Raw genomic sequence first — 17143 nt, forward strand, 5'->3', positions numbered from 1 at the left:
TGATAATTCGTTTATCGCTAAGGCATATCAGTATTTAATGGGCAGCGATGTCATAATGGGTAACAAGAGATGTTACAATAATACAGTCGCTTGGTAATGTTTCACTGCCAATAAAAACCATTAATATGCTACTTAGCTATTGAGTTTTTTTGGTTTGCAATCAGCTCATAAGACTCAACTTGATTATTTTTTCGCAAATCCTTTATGGAACTTACTATAACTGTCTTACCAAGATTTATCTAATTTATGATAGTTATCTTTAGTATTTTTATAGGTTATAATGCATGTATAACAGTATGTTGCGATAGGTAAATTGGGTTATAACTAGCGATTGGTATAGCAAGATCAATAAAAAATTATAAGACTGATGCTGTTGTAAACCGCAATCTGTCATCACAGCATTAACTATTACAGTACTAGCCATTACAGCATTGAGAATACCAAACTTGCAGTGGTACTTATTCGAAAGCCAAGAGAAATAGATATGAATTTGCAGCGGGTTGATTTAAATTTATTAGTCCATTTAGATGTGTTGCTACGAGAAAAAAACGTCACTCGCGCAGCAGAGCAGCTTGGTATTACCCAGCCTGCCATGAGTAATATTTTGCGGCGTTTGCGCAAGTTATTTAATGATCCGCTACTGGTACGCTCATCTGAAGGTATGACACCGACTGAGCGCGCCCTTGAGCTACAGCCGCGCATTCGGGAGATACTCGCTGACCTGACTCAAGTACTAGAGCCACGTACTGAGTTCCGTCCTTATAGTACGTCACGTGTGTTTCGTATCATGACCTCAGACTATGCCGAAGCGACCTTGGTACCCAAGCTCGTAAAAGCGCTACGCTCTGAGGCCCCCAATGTTATTTTGGACTTTTTGACCCCATCAGATGTCTCTTATCGTGACATGGAGCAGGGGCGTGTTGATTTGGCAATCAACCGTTTTAATGAGATACCGCAAAGCTTCCATCAGGTGCTGGTATGGCGTGATACGTTTAGTTGTCTATTATCTTCTGAGAGTCCTTATGCCAACCGTTTTAATCTGAAAAATTATCTAAAAGCGCAGCATGTCTGGGTATCTAAGACAGGTATGGGTGTGGGCTTCGGTGTTAATCCAGAAAAATCAGGTGGACTTGGCTCAATCGATCAGGCCTTGCAGCGCCTTGGGCAAAAACGCCAAATTAGTGTATTTACTCGTCATTATCAGATGCCAGCCATGCTTGCAGCAAATAAAGATTTGATAGCAACATTGCCCACCCGTGTGGCGAGAATGCAAGCTAACAACGACAGCATTATGATGGAAGAGCCGCCGTTTTTTATTCCTGAATTTGAGCTGACGATGGCTTGGTCACCACTGCTGCAGCATCACCCAGCGCATCGATGGCTACGTCAGCTCATCATGCATGTAGCACGCCAAGTGGTAGCTGAAGAAGAAAACCCACCACAGGAAATACCTGTTATCAACCATTTGTTTTAAAGACTCGATTGTTCTATATAGACCAGCCACTAGGCTGGTCTTTTTGTTTAGAGCTGCTATAAAGTCTTTTCTAATATTTAGCCATTCTTAATAAGACGGTCACACTCTTAACATCTTCAACACACTTTACAATATATTGTAAAACTCTTCGCTGCCCACACTTGGTAATATGTCTGCAGATAGAGAACGAGTGATTAACGAACGCCGCTATCGATGTAACAACAAATAATTAAAAATCAAAAGTAGCACTGCTACTAAATACAGAATAACCAAGCAGATAAAACTATACAAACACATAAAATCAAATAACAAGGACAATAATATGTCAGATATTACTACTGTAAACCCAGCCACTGGTGAAGACATAAAAAACTACGACTACATGAGCAATGAAGAAGTCAACAAAATCGTTGACGCTTCCCACAATGCATTTTTAGAATGGCGTAATGTCAGCCATGAAGAGCGCGGCCGTATTATCAAGACTATCGGCGACAAGCTGATGGAGTATAAAGAAGAGCTGTCTAAGCTCATGACCGAAGAGCGCGGTAAGCTATATAGCCAAAGCGTACAAGAGTTAGGTCTATGCAAAGCGATTTGCGACTACACAGCTGAAAACGGTGTCGCTTCTTTAGCTGATGATGTACGTGATATCGAAGGTATGAAAAAAGGTCTTGTGACCTATCAACCGATTGGTATCATCTATGGTATGCAGCCTTGGAACTTCCCAGCGTATCAGGTGTTCCGCTATACGATTGCTAACCTAATGGCTGGTAACAGTGTATTGCTAAAACATGCTTCTAACGTCACTGGCTCAGGTTTATTGATTGAAAAGATTCTTCATGAATCAGAATTACCGAATGATTTATTCCGCACTATCTTGATTGATCATGATCAATCAGAAGAGCTAATCGGAAACGATAAAGTACGCGGTGTGACGCTGACTGGTAGTGATGATGCCGGCCGTATCGTTGGACAACAAGCAGCCAAAGCAATCAAAAAAGCTGTATTAGAGCTTGGTTCTAACGATGCTTTCATCGTTTTAGAAGATGCAGACATAGATACCGCTGTGGAAACTTGTACTCAAGCTCGCTTGATCAACAATGGTGAAACTTGCGTAGCAGCGAAGCGTTTCATTGTAGTTGACAGCGTATATGATGAATTTCGCAAGCGTATCGTAGAGAAGTTTGAAGGTACCAAATCTGGTGACCCAATGGATGACAGTTCAGACATCGGTCCATTAGCACGTGCAGACTTGCGAGATCAGCTGCATGAGCAAGTAGAACAAAGTGTAGCCAAAGGTGCCACGATTGCTGTTGGTGGTAAAGTACCAGAAGGTAAAGGTAGCTTTTATCCAGCAACTATCTTAGAAAATGTCGAGAAAGGTCAGCCTGCCTATGACGATGAATTGTTTGGTCCTGTAGCCTCGCTTATCCGTGCAAAAGACGAAGATGACGCAATGCGTATTGCTAACGACAGTCGTTACGGTCTAGGTGGTGCAATATTCTCAAAAGACGAAGAAAAAGCAGTGCGCTTGGCCCGTGAGCAATTCGATACAGGTATGGTCTACGTCAATGGCTATGGCTTAGCAAATCCTGCACTACCATTTGGTGGTGTGAAAGACTCAGGCTATGGTCGTGAGCATGGTGGATTTGGTATCAAAGAGTTTGTAAACATTAAAGCAGTTCACGTATTCTAAAACTTAAAATACTATATAAGCATAATAGATGACTATTTATGATTTGATTCATGAATAGTCATCAAAAAAGCCCAGTTACTCATAATGAGTGACTGGGCTTTTTGTAGTGCAATGCAAAAGCAATAACTCAAATAACTGATATTCTTATGCGTCAATGAGTAACTGTAATGGTAGGGTTGGTAAATATTGCTTAGCTTGTGATGAAATATTATTTACTTCAAGGGATAATACATTCTTTGCCAGTAGTAATATCGTCCACGGTAGTAGCTGATGCTCAAGCTTCTGTACCCGTGACTGTAAACACTCCGCTGTATCACTGTTACCGACACTTAGTACTGCTTGCGTCAGCACTTGACCTGCATCCAGCTCGGCTGTCACTTTGTGGATACTACAGCCATGATAACGATCACCCGCTTGTATGACTCGTTTATGAGTATCTAAACCTTTATAAACGGGAAGTAGAGATGGATGTAAATTAATCATTGATGCAGGCGCATTATCGATAAATGAACCGCTCAATACCCGCATAAATCCAGCCAAAACAATCAGATTTGGTTGCCATGCGACAAGCTGCTCATTGGCATGGGCTTCAAAGGTCTTGATGCCCATGCGTTTGCCACTCGCAACGTGCGACAAAACAGCAACTGGAATATTGGCATCTTTAGCACGTGTCAATGCATAAGCATCTTCGCGATTACTAATGACGCCGACAATTTCTATCGGTAGCGCACCTGCTTGCATAGCATCTATCAGCACTTGTAGGTTACTACCACTCCCTGATACCAAAACAGCAATACGTAATGGCTTGATAGGCTGGCTTGTTTGATCAATAGACATTAACGGTATACCACCGCATCCGCTTGGTCATCAGTGCTACGTTTGATCATTTCACCCAATTGCCAAGCGTTTTCGCCAGCGTCAGTCAATATCTTGATAGCTGCTTCTGCTTTGTCTTTAGGAACCACGATGACAAAACCAACGCCGCAGTTGAATGTGCGGTACATTTCACTTTGCGCGATGTTACCTTGGGTCTGTAGCCAAGTGAACAGTTCTGAGAACTGCCAGCTGTTTGTATTAATGCTGGCCGCTAGGTCATCAGGCAATACGCGTGGTAAGTTATCTGTTAAGCCGCCACCTGTGATATGTGACATCGCATGAAGCGCTGAGCTACCAAGGGTACCTTGTAGCGCCTTGATGGCTTTTACATAGATACGAGTAGGCGCCATGAGAGCGTCTTGAATAGGCTGACCATCTAATTGCTCATCGCTATTGGTCACGTCAATGCCACTAACTTCGATAACTTTTCGTACCAGTGAATAGCCGTTTGAGTGTGCGCCACTTGAGGCAAGTGCAATCAGTACATCACCTTCTGCGACATTTTCACCAGTGACGACCTCTGCTTCTTCTACCACGCCCACACAAAATCCAGCGAGATCATAGTCGTCGTCTTGGTACATGCCTGGCATTTCAGCAGTTTCACCACCGATGAGCGCACAGTTAGCTAGTTTGCAACCATCACCAATACCAGTCACAACCGTCGCCGCAACATCGACATCCAGCTTGCCAGTTGCATAATAATCTAAAAAGAATAATGGCTCTGCACCGCAAACCAATAGATCATTGACGCACATCGCGACCAAATCAATACCAATAGTGTCATGACGGTTGAGTTGTAATGCTAGTTTTAGTTTGGTGCCCACGCCATCAGTACCAGAAACTAATAGTGGCGAGGTATAACCTGTTGGGATACGGCATAACGCACCAAAACCGCCAAGTCCACCCACGACTTCAGGACGAGTAGTGGCTTTTGCAACGGACTTGATACGCTGAACCAAAGCATCACCTGCATCGATATCAACGCCGGCGTCTTTGTAGCTTAAAGAAGGCTTGTCACTCATAGTCATCTCACAGTTGGGGGTAGATAATTGGGATTAAAAAGTAAGGGAGTCAATCACGCTACAATCAGCGCTATAAAGTTTAATGGCAAAGTTTACAAACAGTGGGCGCATTATACCCAAAAATAGACCGCACTCGCAAAGCAACTTACCGATATTTGGCTAAGTTTTGCATTAAGTGCCAAATAAGTTGCTAAGAAACAAAAAATGACTGATTCTTCGTTGGAGTCTGCGATAATAGAACGCTAAATTTATTGCTAATGATTGTCTAAATGATGACTTAAGTATCATTAGTATGTTAGTCGATGAGTACCAAAGAATACACAGCCATATCAAAAAAATCTTGTTAAAGATGTTCGTCGATTACATACCGAGTTCTTTTACTAAAAAGTACTCAATCATTTAATGAATCGCTGTTGTCTCACGCTTTGTCACTATCTCAAACCCGCTTAATAATAGGAGTATCCAGCATGATGAATGAGTCAATAGATCCCTTTTTTCGACGTTTATTCATTGTCGTGGCTCTAGTGGTGGCTGTATTCCTCTTATATCTAATGCTGCCTGTAATCGTGCCATTCATCTTTGCCTTTATGCTCGCTTACTTATTTAATCCTTTAGTAAAGCGGCTATCGAGATATCTTAAGCGGTGGGTTGCGATTATTATTGTCTACTCGACGATCACATTGGGCATGGCGCTATTATTATGGTGGTTGATACCGACATTATGGAGTCAGCTGCAAGCGGCCTGGGATTATCTGCCTAAGATATTTAATTGGTACAACCAAGTTGTGCGAGAGTGGTTTAATAGCAATACTCGTGTCCAATTGCCTCAATTACAGTCTAAAGAGTTCTCTGATACATTGGTTGATTATATGCAAACGAATTATAAGTTCGCTGATGCCAGTACCATGATGAGCCAAATTTTAACGTCAAGTATGAACTTTATTAACAATGCAGGCCTTATTGTATTGGTGCCGATTTTGACCTTTTACTTCCTGTTTAATTGGGATCAGCGTTTGCATACATGGAAGATGGCAATACCAGGACCTTATTGCAAACAAGTCATTGGTATCGCAAAAGAATGTGATCAAGCATTGATGGCTTTTATCAAAGGTCAGTTGTTGGTGATGGTACTACTGGGTGCTATTTATGCGATACAGTTACAGCTCATTGGGTTGGAGCTTGGTCTTATTATCGGTATGGTAGCCGGTATCGCTAGTTTTGTGCCTTACTTAGGTTTTGGTATCGGGTTTATCGCCGCTATCATTGCCTGCTTATTTCAGTTTGGGCTCAACTGGACATATTTGTCATTAGTTGTTGGGGCGTTTTTGGTTGGACAAGCCGCAGAAGGCTATATTCTGCAACCATTGCTATTAGGTGATAAGATTGGACTATCACCACTATGGGTCATATTTGCGGTATTAGCAGGGGCAAGTTTATTGGGTTTTGTTGGTATGTTAATTGCGCTACCTGTATCTGCTGTCTTGAATGTATTGTTCCGCCATTTGTATGCCCATTATCGTACGACTGACTTTTATAGAGGTCGCAAGCAGCTGGCGTTGTTTGAAAAGAAGTAAATACTATAGCGTTGGATGTTCCGGATAAATAGGGTGTAAATGATCATAGCGTTATGATATAGCCATAATCGACAAGGCTGAGTAGGTAAAAGACTTGTCAGTCATTTTACAAATATGTTATATATAGGCGCAGTGTTGATAGTATCAGTCGCTACGATAATCGTTTCATAAAGATTGAATTTCATCAGTGGCTTTTTCATCATCATGTTCTTAGTCATTGAATTGACTTATCAAAAAAATATATTTATCACATACATTTATACCGGATGGCGCTGATAGCACTTAATGTAGTGTTAAAGCCGTTTATCCTTTTTCTATTGTACTTTTATATTGCGCTACGCAACACGAGTTGATGATTCATGGCAGAAGCACAGCTAAGTCTCAATCTGGACATTAAGCATGATGCAAGTCTCAGCGACTTTGCCGGTCCTGGTTGGATGTCTATTATTGACGCAGTACGGCAGTTACATGTCGGCCTGATTGGTCAACTATATCTGTTTGGTAGCCCTGCCACAGGTAAGTCTCATCTGCTTTCTGCTATTTGTGAATCGTTTATTGAGATGGACAAGTCAGCAATCTGCTTGTCGCTTAATGAGTTGATTCATACCGATGTCCATGTACTATCTTCTTTAGAAAATTTTGATCTTATTGCTATCGATGATTTAGAAGTGCTTGAGCAAAGCAGTCAATGGCAAGAAGCCTTATTCCACCTGATCAATCGTAGCCGCGAGGGGCAGCGTCAGCTGTTGTTTGCTGCCAATAAACCTGCTGATGATTTACCCTTTCAATTGAGGGATTTGTTGACGCGTCTGGCACAAGCGCCTACCTTTAAGGTGCCTACTGGGCATGATTTGGCAGACAGACAAGCATTGCTACAGTCTATCTTGCGTCGACGCGGTTGGCAGTTTGATGATCGAATCATTGATTATTTATTGACAGAAGGGCCACACCGGATTGGTGCGATGATGGATGTGCTCAACTACATTCAGCCAATGTTCTCTAATCTTGGGCGTAGCAACATATCAAAAGCAGTGATAAGTGATGCGCTCAAAACGATCGATGAGCAGACGCTTGCAGCAGAGCTTGCTGATATCGCTCAAGAGACACAAGTAGACAACGAGACAACGGATCAAGATCAACATACGATGCCGCTTGATTTTTAGTATTTATAATTTTGGTAGTCAGAATTTTAGCAGTCAGAACACGAATAACCGTAAGAATACGAATTGTTTATCCAACATGCTTTTACTATTAATGGAATGCCTTATGAAATCGAATATTTCTTTGCTAAAAAAATTAACTATCGGGTCGTTATTGGTAGGTGCCACTTCGGTCTCTATGATGTCACAGGCAGCAGTGACAGTATTGGTTGATGACAATATCAAAGTCACTGCCATTAATGGACAGGAAATCAAACAGAGTGCGTTTCAGCCACTAACGAAGACATTTACACTCCAGCCAGGTCAACACGCAATCACGGCCAAATACGACCGCTTATATAACTTACCTCGTGATGAGCATGACTACTTGCGTTCAGGTAATGTTAGTGTGACCGCACAACTGGCTGATAACCAAACGTATCGTTTGACCATGCCTAATCAGCCAGAAGACTATGAGGCAGCCAAAGATTATGCCGATCAGCCAACGCTTGCTATACAGCAAAATAATACGGTTATTGCCAGCCAACAAGGTATGGTTGGTAACAAAGGTGGCTTGTTCTCAGGACTTGGTAAGGCAATAGGTGGTGTGTTCGGCGGCGCAGGCGATGCTGAGCTACAGAACCAGCGCGCGATTGCATCATTGGATCAGCCAGCAGTTACGAATACAAGTCCAGCAGCGATGCCTAAAGGCAACGTCAATACGACGACTGCTGTCCAGCAAAGTGCAAATGTAAGTACGTCTACCAATACGTTAGATTCATTCATGCAAATTTGGCTACAAGCAACGCCTGCTGAGCGTGAAAAAATGCGTCAATGGATGCAAAAATAGCTCTCTTCTTTTATAATTTTGACAATAAAAAAGCACCCTACGAGGTGCTTTTTTATTGTTTAGATTTTGGTAGTCATTTAGTCAGAGTTAATCATTACTAACCCAAAAATGCATTATACATCCATACCAATTTTTCTTGCTCTTGTACGTAGGCATCTACAAGGTCAGCTGTACCTTGGTCATCGCTTTCTGCTGCTAGAGAAGATACTTGGCGCTGTTCAGTGATTAGGGCTTGCAGACCATTTACTACGCCTTTTACACAAGTTGTGCCATCCTTAACGTTTTTGTCTTCACTGATGCTAGTATGCTGAGAAAAATCGCTATAAGCGTGAAGTGGTGTGCCGCCTAATGTTAGGATGCGCTCAGCAATCTCATCAATCTGTAGTTGTAAAGCAGTATATAGCTCTTCAAATTGAGGATGCAACGTAAAGAAGTGCTCACCTTTTACATTCCAGTGGTAGCCACGTACGTTCAAATAAAATACATGGTATGTTGATAGTAGGTTATTCAGTTGCGCAATAACTTCGCTCATGTCTGCTTTTTCTAAGCCGATCTGGTTAGTAGCATTGTTAGAATTACTCATAGTATTATCCTTATAATGTGAGTGTTGTGATACGTAATAAAGAAGAGTTTTGGTAGCTTAAATCAATAGAGATCAGGTTGGTAAAAAAAGTGATTCAATTCTAATAATCACTGTTCATACCAGCTATTTCTCTATGTCTGTCTCCTTTTGATGCTTATAATAATAGCAAACTATCATTAATAAGTTAAATTTAATAAATGCAATTTTACGATTGGTTTTATAAAAGTAAAATCAAATTTCTCTATCGTTTTCCTAAACGATAGAGAGCCCTAATTACAGCTATGCTGGTGGCTGCAAGTTTTCAGGGTTCAATCCTTTCACAGGAACCACTTCTTGTAGATGTTGACGAACAGTGTCGATTGGAAATTTCTGCGCTTGCAAGCGTTTCGGTACGATTTGGCTGCCTTGTTGACCTTTCAACTCAAACATCATAAAGATATAGTCGTCAGTCTCATCCCAGCTTTTGATAGCAGTCCAAGGAATAACGGCTTGTTGAGTTGCGCCTGCACGCATCTGCATACCGCGCATTTGTGAGTTTTTCATCATATCAGGTTGGTTGCTTGGCATTGCCATAACTAAACCATGCTTTTGTACACCCAGCTTCATCTGACGCATCTCATCTGGCATTTCCTGATCGGCGACTTGTTTTTCAAACTCTCTTTTTACATACCATTTAAAACCCAACGTACGAGCCAATAGATAAATCACTACACCAACGAGCATTAACCAAAATATAATGGTTGAGTAGCCAGTCACAAAGATGAGTCCTGCAATGGCAAGTATCACAACCACTGCCATAATGATCCATTCTTTGGTCTTAAAGCTTGATAAACCAAAAGAAGGGCTGGCACTGGCAAACAGTTCATACTGTGCTTGGTGAAATTCCGCCTCAGTCAGATTTAAGGCGACAGGTTGGAGCGTGTAAGGGTACAGGGCCATAAAGGTTTCTCAAATACTTGTGTTAAAAGTGTTGGGTTTGTATCGCCAAAGCCGAGCTATGATGCGCCACTTGGCTGGAGGCGAATAAAGGTATGCGCTTATCTTACCGAAAAGTACTCTTAAATGAAACATATAAGCAAGGCTGTTCGCTGATAGGGGTGATATTAATGATTTTATAAGGGTGAGTGAAGGGCATTCAGGTCGGTCAAACCTTTGAATATGGTCCTAAGATAAATGCAACCTGCTAACCATAACGGAAATGGTCGCTCAAAAATAAACCTACAGCCGCCAAAAATGACCAAAACATGGTCAAATCTGCTGGGTCTTGGTATTATAGCGGCTACAAGATATGTTGGTACAAGACATAACGCCATAGCCCGTTGTCACAAAGACAGTGATAGCGAGACGTTGGGCAACTATTATATTAATAAACCTTTTATTCACCTTTAGTGTTACAGGCAACTACTATGATTGATCCGAAACTCTTACGCGGCGATTTGAGCGACCTACAGCAGCAGCTAGCCACGCGTGGCTATGCGCTTGATATGTCGTTTTGGCAAACCATTGAAAACGAGCGTAAGTCGCTACAAGTCAAAACCGAAGAGTTGCAATCGCGTCGTAACGCTGGTGCTAAGCAAGTAGGTGCTCTAAAAAAATCAGGCGAAGATGCCAGTGAGCTATTGGCTGAGATGCAAAGCGTTAGCGGTGAGATTAAAGCTGCGGAAGACGAGTTACGTACGCTACAAGAGCGCATCACTCAAGCGGCTCTGCAGATTCCAAATATTCCGGCGGTAGATGTGCCAGTGGGTACGTCAGAAGACGATAACGTAGAAGTGCGTCAGTGGGGCACGCCGCGTACGTTTGACTTTGAGATTCAAGACCATACGCATATTGGTGAGACACTTGGTATGCTGGATTTTGAAGCAGCGACTAAGTTGACTGGTAGTCGTTTCAATGTACTTAAAGGGAAGCTCGCACAATTGCATCGTGCACTAATCCAATTTATGCTCAACACCCATACCATGAAGTACGGCTATCTTGAGACTTATGTGCCTTATATCGTCAATAGCGACAGCTTGAAAGGTACGGGTCAGTTACCTAAGTTTGAAGATGATTTGTTTAAGCTCAGCAATCACACGAATAACGATGAGATGGACTTTTATCTCATTCCAACCGCTGAAGTGCCAATGACCAACTTGGTACGCGGCGAGCGTTTGGATATCAAAGAGCTACCATTGAAATTCACGGCGCATACGCCATGTTTCCGTAGTGAAGCGGGCTCGCATGGTCGTGATACTCGTGGTCTGATCCGTCAGCATCAGTTTGAAAAAGTAGAAATGGTCAATGTTGGCACTGCAGAGCAATCTGATGAACTATTAGAAGCGATGACTGGACAAGCCGAATACATCTTGCAGCAGCTTGAGTTGCCGTACCGTACGGTACAACTCTGTACCGGCGATATGGGCTTTGCCGCACAAAAGACCTATGACATCGAAGTATGGCTACCAAGCCAAGATACCTATCGTGAAATCTCTAGCTGCTCTAACTGTGGTGACTTCCAAGCGCGCCGTATGGGTACCCGTGTCAAAGATGGCAAGCAAACCAGCCTTGCGCATACCCTAAACGGTTCAGGTCTAGCAGTTGGTCGTACGCTGCTCGCCGTCATGGAAAACCATCAAAATGCTGACGGTAGCATTACGATTCCAAAAGTACTGCGTCCGTTCATGGGCGGTGCTGAGACTATTTTAGTTTAACCAATTGACTATCAGTAATGAGCTGCTTGACACTTAGGTCACTCGCAGCTTGTTACTGATAACGTAAATTAAAACCTATAACGACTTATCGGTTAACAAAACTGATGTGAGTCATTGCTAAATATAAACGGTCTTGTCACCGCATTTTTGGCTAGGCTCATAGCAAATATGTTAAAATTGCATTTTTATTTTATAGCCTATCCACTGATGACGCCCGCCGCGTTTTTGGTGGATTATCCTTTGAGTAAACCTTCCTCTTATCTTTATACGACTCATTCGAATATTAGGACACTCTATGCCAGCTCCAATTAGCGAACGTAAACTAGCCAATGCCATCCGTGTACTGTCGTTTGACGCGGTTCAAAAAGCCAACTCTGGACATCCGGGTGCGCCAATGGGTATGGCTGATATTGCCGAAGTTTTGTGGCGCAAATTTTTGAAGCACAATCCAGCAGATCCTAATTGGCACAACCGTGATCGCTTTGTACTGTCAAACGGTCATGGCTCAATGCTTATTTATTCATTGCTACATTTATCAGGTTATGATGTGAGCGTTGATGACCTAAAAGGTTTCCGTCAGTTGCATTCAAAAACTCCAGGTCATCCTGAACTTGGTTACACGCCTGGCGTAGAGACGACGACTGGTCCATTAGGACAAGGTATTGCCAATGCCGTTGGTTTTGCGATTGCAGAGAAGACACTCGCGGCTCAGTTCAACCGCGACGGTCATAATGTCGTCGATCATCATACCTATGCGTTCTTAGGCGATGGTTGCTTGATGGAAGGTATCAGTCATGAGGTGTGCTCGCTCGCTGGCACGTTAGGTCTTGGCAAGCTGGTCTTCTTCTATGATGACAACGGTATCTCAATCGATGGTAATGTCGAAGGTTGGTTCACTGATGATACCGAAGCGCGTTTTGAGTCTTACGGCTGGCAAGTTATCAAAGTTGATGGCCATGATACTGATGCAATCACGCAAGCAACTGAGCAAGCGATTGCAGAAACTGGCAAGCCAAGCCTCATCATTTGTAAAACGACTATCGGTGCTGGTAGCCCGAACAAGCAAGGTCTCGCAGCCAGTCATGGCGCGCCACTTGGTGATGACGAAATCGCCCTGACGCGTGATGCATTGTCTTGGAAGCATGCCCCATTTGAATTAGCTGATGAAATCTATGAAGCGTGGGATGCTAAAGCCAAAGGCGACGTCCAGCAAAAGAACTGGGACGCAGACTTTGAAACGTACAAAAAAGCCTATCCAGAGCTTGCAGCAGAACTCTCACGCCGCCTAAATGGTGAATTGCCTGCTGACTTTGCTAGCCAAGCGCAAGCCTATGTTCAGCAAACTCAAGAAGCGGGTGGTGATGTTGCTAGCCGTAAAGCCAGCCAAAACGCTATTAATAGCTTGCAGCCATTATTGCCAGAACTATTGGGCGGTTCAGCGGATCTCGCAGGCTCGAACCTCACGCTATTTAAAGGTGCGAAAGGCATCGAGAAAGACGCTGATGGCAACTATATCTATTACGGCGTACGCGAGTTCGGTATGACCGCGATTGCCAATGGTATTGCACTGCATGGCGGCTTTATCCCTTACGTAGCGACTTTCCTCATGTTTATGGAATATGCACGTAACGCGGTACGCATGGGCGCACTCATGAAGCAGCGCGTCATCCATGTCTATACGCATGATTCTATCGGTCTGGGTGAAGACGGCCCAACGCATCAGCCAGTTGAGCAATTGACTAGCTTACGTACCACGCCAAATCTACGCACATGGCGTCCGTGTGATGCAACTGAGTCTGCCAGCGCTTGGGTAGAAGCGATCAAATCAGAAAACAATCCATCAGCATTGATCTTTAGTCGTCAAAGCTTGCCACATCAAGTACGTGATAGCGAGCAAGTAGCGAATATCACCAAAGGTGGCTATGTACTGGCAAAAGAGCAAGGTGAGCTACAAGCGATCATCATTGCAACTGGTTCAGAAGTTGGCCTAGCGATGGAAGCGTATGAAGCACTGAGCGCAAATGGTGTTGGCGTCCGTGTGGTATCTATGCCATGTGCTGAGATTTTCGTTGAGCAAGATGCTAGCTATCGCGAAGCGGTATTGCCTGCCAATATCCGTGCTCGCGTCGCCGTAGAAGCGGCGCATGTAGATTACTGGTATAAGTTCGTTGGTCTTGATGGCAAAGTCATTGGTATGACCACTTATGGCGAATCTGCACCTGCTAGTGATTTGTATAAAGAGTTTGGTATTACGACTGATGCTGTGGTTGATGCGGTAAATAGTTTGGTGTAATAAACCTGACTGAGTTAGTGTTTAAAAAAAAGTCACTAGAGAAATCTGGTGGCTTTTTTTTGTGAGTGATATTTAGGTTTTGAGGCTAATCCTGCTTTGCGCTATTGTCCGTGATTATTCCATCAGTTGCCTACTGTAATCAGAGATAACAATAGTCATGAGTTGAGTATTTATGGTAAATTAAGTTTAGCTTAGACTTCAGTACTCTCAGTTTGATGAGCAAGTTGTAGCAGAACTTATTAATCGTCAGAAATTATAAAATTTAATATGTTATTTCAAACTCTTATACAAGTAAACTAAATAATTCCCTTTCTGAAAGGTCAAGAAAATATTATGGAAAATCGCAAAGTGTTTTTAAGTTATTGCCACGAAGATATGAATGATAAGCTACAAATTATGAAGTATCTCAGAGGTACATTAAATAACTATGGATACGATTTGTGGCATGATGGAGAAATTTTAACAGGTAGTAATTTTATAGATGATGTTAATTCAGCTCTTGAAGAATGTTCTATCTTTATATGTCTACTCTCTCAAGATTATTTATCTTCCAATGTATGTATGAATACTGAGCTTAAGACTGCAATAGAACGAAACGAGATTGATAAGACAGCAATCTTTCCAATTATACTATCCAGTTGCACCTGGAATCAGTACGTTTTCAAGGAAATTATTTGTCAACCCAAAGACGCTAAGCCACTTGATAAATTTGAAGACCGTAATGAATGCTTAGTTAACATTAATGATGAATTAGTAAGGGTTCTAGATGAGCTAAAAAAAAAGAATTAAATACTGAGTTACTTGCTTCAAACAGTCCATTACTTAAATTTCAAGCGTCTTTAAATAACTTTTCAGATAGGATAAAGCATCCTAAAAAAGACTCGTTATTGCTTGAAGATATATTTGTTTATCCTCATGTGAAAAGTTTAGAGGATGGCGAAATAATAGATAGTGTTGATATCTGGAAGTCAGACAAAAAAATAACCTTTGTTGGTTCTGAGTATTCTGGGAAAACAAGTCTTTGTAAAAAAATAGCTATTGACTTACTTGAAGCAGGATACGGTCTAATAAAAGTAAACGGCCGTGATTTAAAAGAAGTAAGTGCTGAAAAGTTTTTTGAAAAGCAAAACAAAAAAGGAGAGTTCTTTCAGGGAAAAGTATTTAATGGTAAAAAAGCACTAGTAGTTGATGATATTCAGGATATTGCACTGAATGACAAGTATTTAGAGATATGCTTTTCAAGTTCTATTAAATTTTACGATATAGTAATATTCTTTTGTTCAGAAAGAGACTATTTTTCTAATAGTATTTATAGTGAGCATTCTGAAATAGAAGGTTATAGGATTCAAGATTTTGGATATGTTAAGAGGGATGAGTTATATAGCAAATGGCTGTCTGTTGGTAACCCTAGCATATATACTATCAATAATAATGAATACCATGAAAGAGTTGATAGTCTAACAGGGCATGTAGAGTCTGTTATTAAAAACAATGTCGTTGATGCAAAGCCAATATTTATTTTAACTATTCTTCAGACGCATGAAAACTTCTCTACTCGAAATTATACTATGACTTCTTTAGGTGAATGTTATAGAGTTCTTCTATATTCTCTTTTATCTAAGCAAGTTAACCATGAGTCGTTTGACTCAGTTATTAGCTTCTTATCCTATCTTTCTTTTAGACTATTAAAAGTTGATAAAGATAGTTTTTCAGAGAGTGATTTTAATTCATGGTTTAGAGAATATAGCGAAAAATTCATTACTATTGATAATATCAAAGAAATTTTGGTAAATTCTCATATTATTTATATAGATCACGAGAATACTTACAGATTTAATCAGCAGTATGTATTCTATTACTGTGCTGGAAAACATATAGCTGATAACTACGGAAATATGACAGATGTTGTTGAAGATATTTGTCAGAATTTAAATAATGAGAAGAAGGCAAGCGTTTTAATATTCTTAGTTCATCATGCGAGGAATACGGACTTAGTAGATAATATTATCTTATATTCCTCTGAGTTGTTATCAGACTTAGAGGAGTTTGATATCAGAAGTGATAATAAGTTTTTTCAGAATTTTCTAGAAAATTATACGCTATCTTATAATGGGGATAGTACAACAAAGAAAAGACAAGAGCTGTTAAAGTCAAAAGATAGAGCATCACATGAAAAAGATACTGTAGAAGAAATAACCATTCATGCAACTCAAAGTATGGAGCCGCATATTTCTGATGATCTTGAAGTTGCCAAACAATTAAAATTATTAGATGAAGCAGGTTCAGCCCTTAGAAGCATAGAAGTTATAGGTCAGGTGCTCAAAAATAGGTTCGGCTCGCTTCCAACCAGTCAGATCAAATATGCGATAGAACAATGTAATACTTTAGGGTTCAAAATAGTAAGGTTTTTCGTAGACTCTATCATCATGACTGAAGATGAATTCGTAAATTTGCTAACAAATATTATAATGGAAAATGAAAGTTTAACGTTACTTGAAGCTCAGGAAAAAGCAAAAACATATGTGAGGCTTATAGCCTTCAACTTATCATATTTCATAGTAGATTTAGTAGCAAAAAGCATTTCACAGAAGCAGATAGAAAAGTTTATTGATATATCTTCTGAAAGTCTTTCGCATAAGCTAATTAATTTGGCAGTGAAATTAAAACTTCACCCGACAACACTACCTAAAGATTACATTCAAAGTATTATGAATGAAACAAATAGCACTTTTTTCAAAAAACTAATTAATCAGATAATACATAATCATTTATATCTATATGAGTTAACATATCAAGACTTACAATGGGTCGCTGATAAGTTAAATATAAATGTCAAGAATGCTCACTTCAGTAGAAATACTAAGTTATATGGCAACTCCAAAAATAATAAGGCTTTAAGTATCGAGCATTTTAAACTATAAAATTCATTTAGAATCAACATAA

At 41.0% G+C, this 17143-nt stretch carries 13 protein-coding genes; 9 read left to right on the forward strand and 4 right to left on the reverse strand.

Annotated features, from left to right (window positions below):
• Positions 1-484: 484 nt before the first annotated feature.
• The gene (locus tag ACTXGL_RS07615; protein ID WP_058025743.1) at positions 485-1474 is read left to right on the forward strand and encodes a LysR family transcriptional regulator; all 990 of its coding nucleotides are present in this window, start codon (positions 485-487) and stop codon (positions 1472-1474) included.
• A 322-nt stretch (positions 1475-1796) separates the two neighbouring features.
• On the forward strand, positions 1797-3170 hold the full coding sequence (locus tag ACTXGL_RS07620) for an NAD-dependent succinate-semialdehyde dehydrogenase (RefSeq protein ID WP_443525997.1): 1374 nt from the start codon (positions 1797-1799) through the stop codon (positions 3168-3170).
• Between the two features lie 144 nt (positions 3171-3314).
• On the opposite strand, the gene purN is transcribed toward ACTXGL_RS07620, so the two are convergent.
• Positions 3315-4007, reverse strand: coding sequence for a phosphoribosylglycinamide formyltransferase (gene purN, locus ACTXGL_RS07625; protein WP_443525998.1), 693 nt, complete (start codon positions 4005-4007; stop codon positions 3315-3317).
• A complete protein-coding gene (gene purM / locus ACTXGL_RS07630; RefSeq protein ID WP_443526000.1) occupies positions 4007-5068 on the reverse strand; it encodes a phosphoribosylformylglycinamidine cyclo-ligase in 1062 nt (353 codons plus the stop codon). Before purM ends, purN begins: the two co-directional genes overlap by 1 nt.
• Before the next feature lie 467 nt (positions 5069-5535).
• Between purM and ACTXGL_RS07635 the strand changes: the two genes are divergently transcribed.
• The 3 genes from ACTXGL_RS07635 to ACTXGL_RS07645 all read left to right on the forward strand — a co-directional run bounded on the left by ACTXGL_RS07635 (position 5536) and on the right by ACTXGL_RS07645 (position 8631).
• Positions 5536-6642, forward strand: a complete 1107-nt coding sequence (locus ACTXGL_RS07635) for an AI-2E family transporter (protein ID WP_443526002.1) — start codon at positions 5536-5538, stop codon at positions 6640-6642.
• Between the two features lie 359 nt (positions 6643-7001).
• Positions 7002-7805 (forward strand): DnaA regulatory inactivator Hda, encoded by an 804-nt coding sequence (hda, locus tag ACTXGL_RS07640; protein WP_319051250.1) that lies wholly within the window; start codon positions 7002-7004, stop codon positions 7803-7805.
• 103 nt (positions 7806-7908) lie between these two features.
• The gene (locus ACTXGL_RS07645; RefSeq protein WP_443526004.1) at positions 7909-8631 is read left to right on the forward strand and encodes a DUF2057 family protein; all 723 of its coding nucleotides are present in this window, start codon (positions 7909-7911) and stop codon (positions 8629-8631) included.
• A gap of 97 nt (positions 8632-8728) precedes the next feature.
• Here the strand turns inward: ACTXGL_RS07645 and ACTXGL_RS07650 are convergent, their stop codons facing one another.
• Positions 8729-9214, reverse strand: coding sequence for a Dps family protein (locus tag ACTXGL_RS07650; protein WP_319051248.1), 486 nt, complete (start codon positions 9212-9214; stop codon positions 8729-8731).
• Positions 9215-9493: 279 nt separating this feature from the next.
• Positions 9494-10153, reverse strand: coding sequence for a YcxB family protein (locus ACTXGL_RS07655; protein ID WP_319051247.1), 660 nt, complete (start codon positions 10151-10153; stop codon positions 9494-9496).
• A 467-nt stretch (positions 10154-10620) separates the two neighbouring features.
• Here ACTXGL_RS07655 and serS point away from each other — a divergent pair, with 467 nt between their 5' ends.
• The 4 genes from serS (at position 10621) to ACTXGL_RS07675 (ending at position 17121) form a co-directional block, all read left to right on the forward strand.
• Entirely contained in the window at positions 10621-11907 is a 1287-nt protein-coding gene (gene serS / locus ACTXGL_RS07660; protein WP_443526007.1) for a serine--tRNA ligase, read from the forward strand.
• 295 nt (positions 11908-12202) lie between these two features.
• The gene (tkt, locus tag ACTXGL_RS07665) at positions 12203-14200 is read left to right on the forward strand and encodes a transketolase (protein ID WP_443526008.1); all 1998 of its coding nucleotides are present in this window, start codon (positions 12203-12205) and stop codon (positions 14198-14200) included.
• 333 nt (positions 14201-14533) lie between these two features.
• A complete protein-coding gene (locus tag ACTXGL_RS07670; protein WP_371548126.1) occupies positions 14534-14989 on the forward strand; it encodes a toll/interleukin-1 receptor domain-containing protein in 456 nt (151 codons plus the stop codon).
• Between the two features lie 98 nt (positions 14990-15087).
• The gene (locus tag ACTXGL_RS07675) at positions 15088-17121 is read left to right on the forward strand and encodes an NACHT domain-containing protein (RefSeq protein ID WP_443526010.1); all 2034 of its coding nucleotides are present in this window, start codon (positions 15088-15090) and stop codon (positions 17119-17121) included.
• The last annotated feature ends 22 nt before the right edge of the window (positions 17122-17143 follow it).

The sequence above is a fragment of the Psychrobacter sp. T6-6 genome (assembly GCF_052258185.1).
In the GTDB taxonomy this organism is placed as follows: domain Bacteria; phylum Pseudomonadota; class Gammaproteobacteria; order Pseudomonadales; family Moraxellaceae; genus Psychrobacter.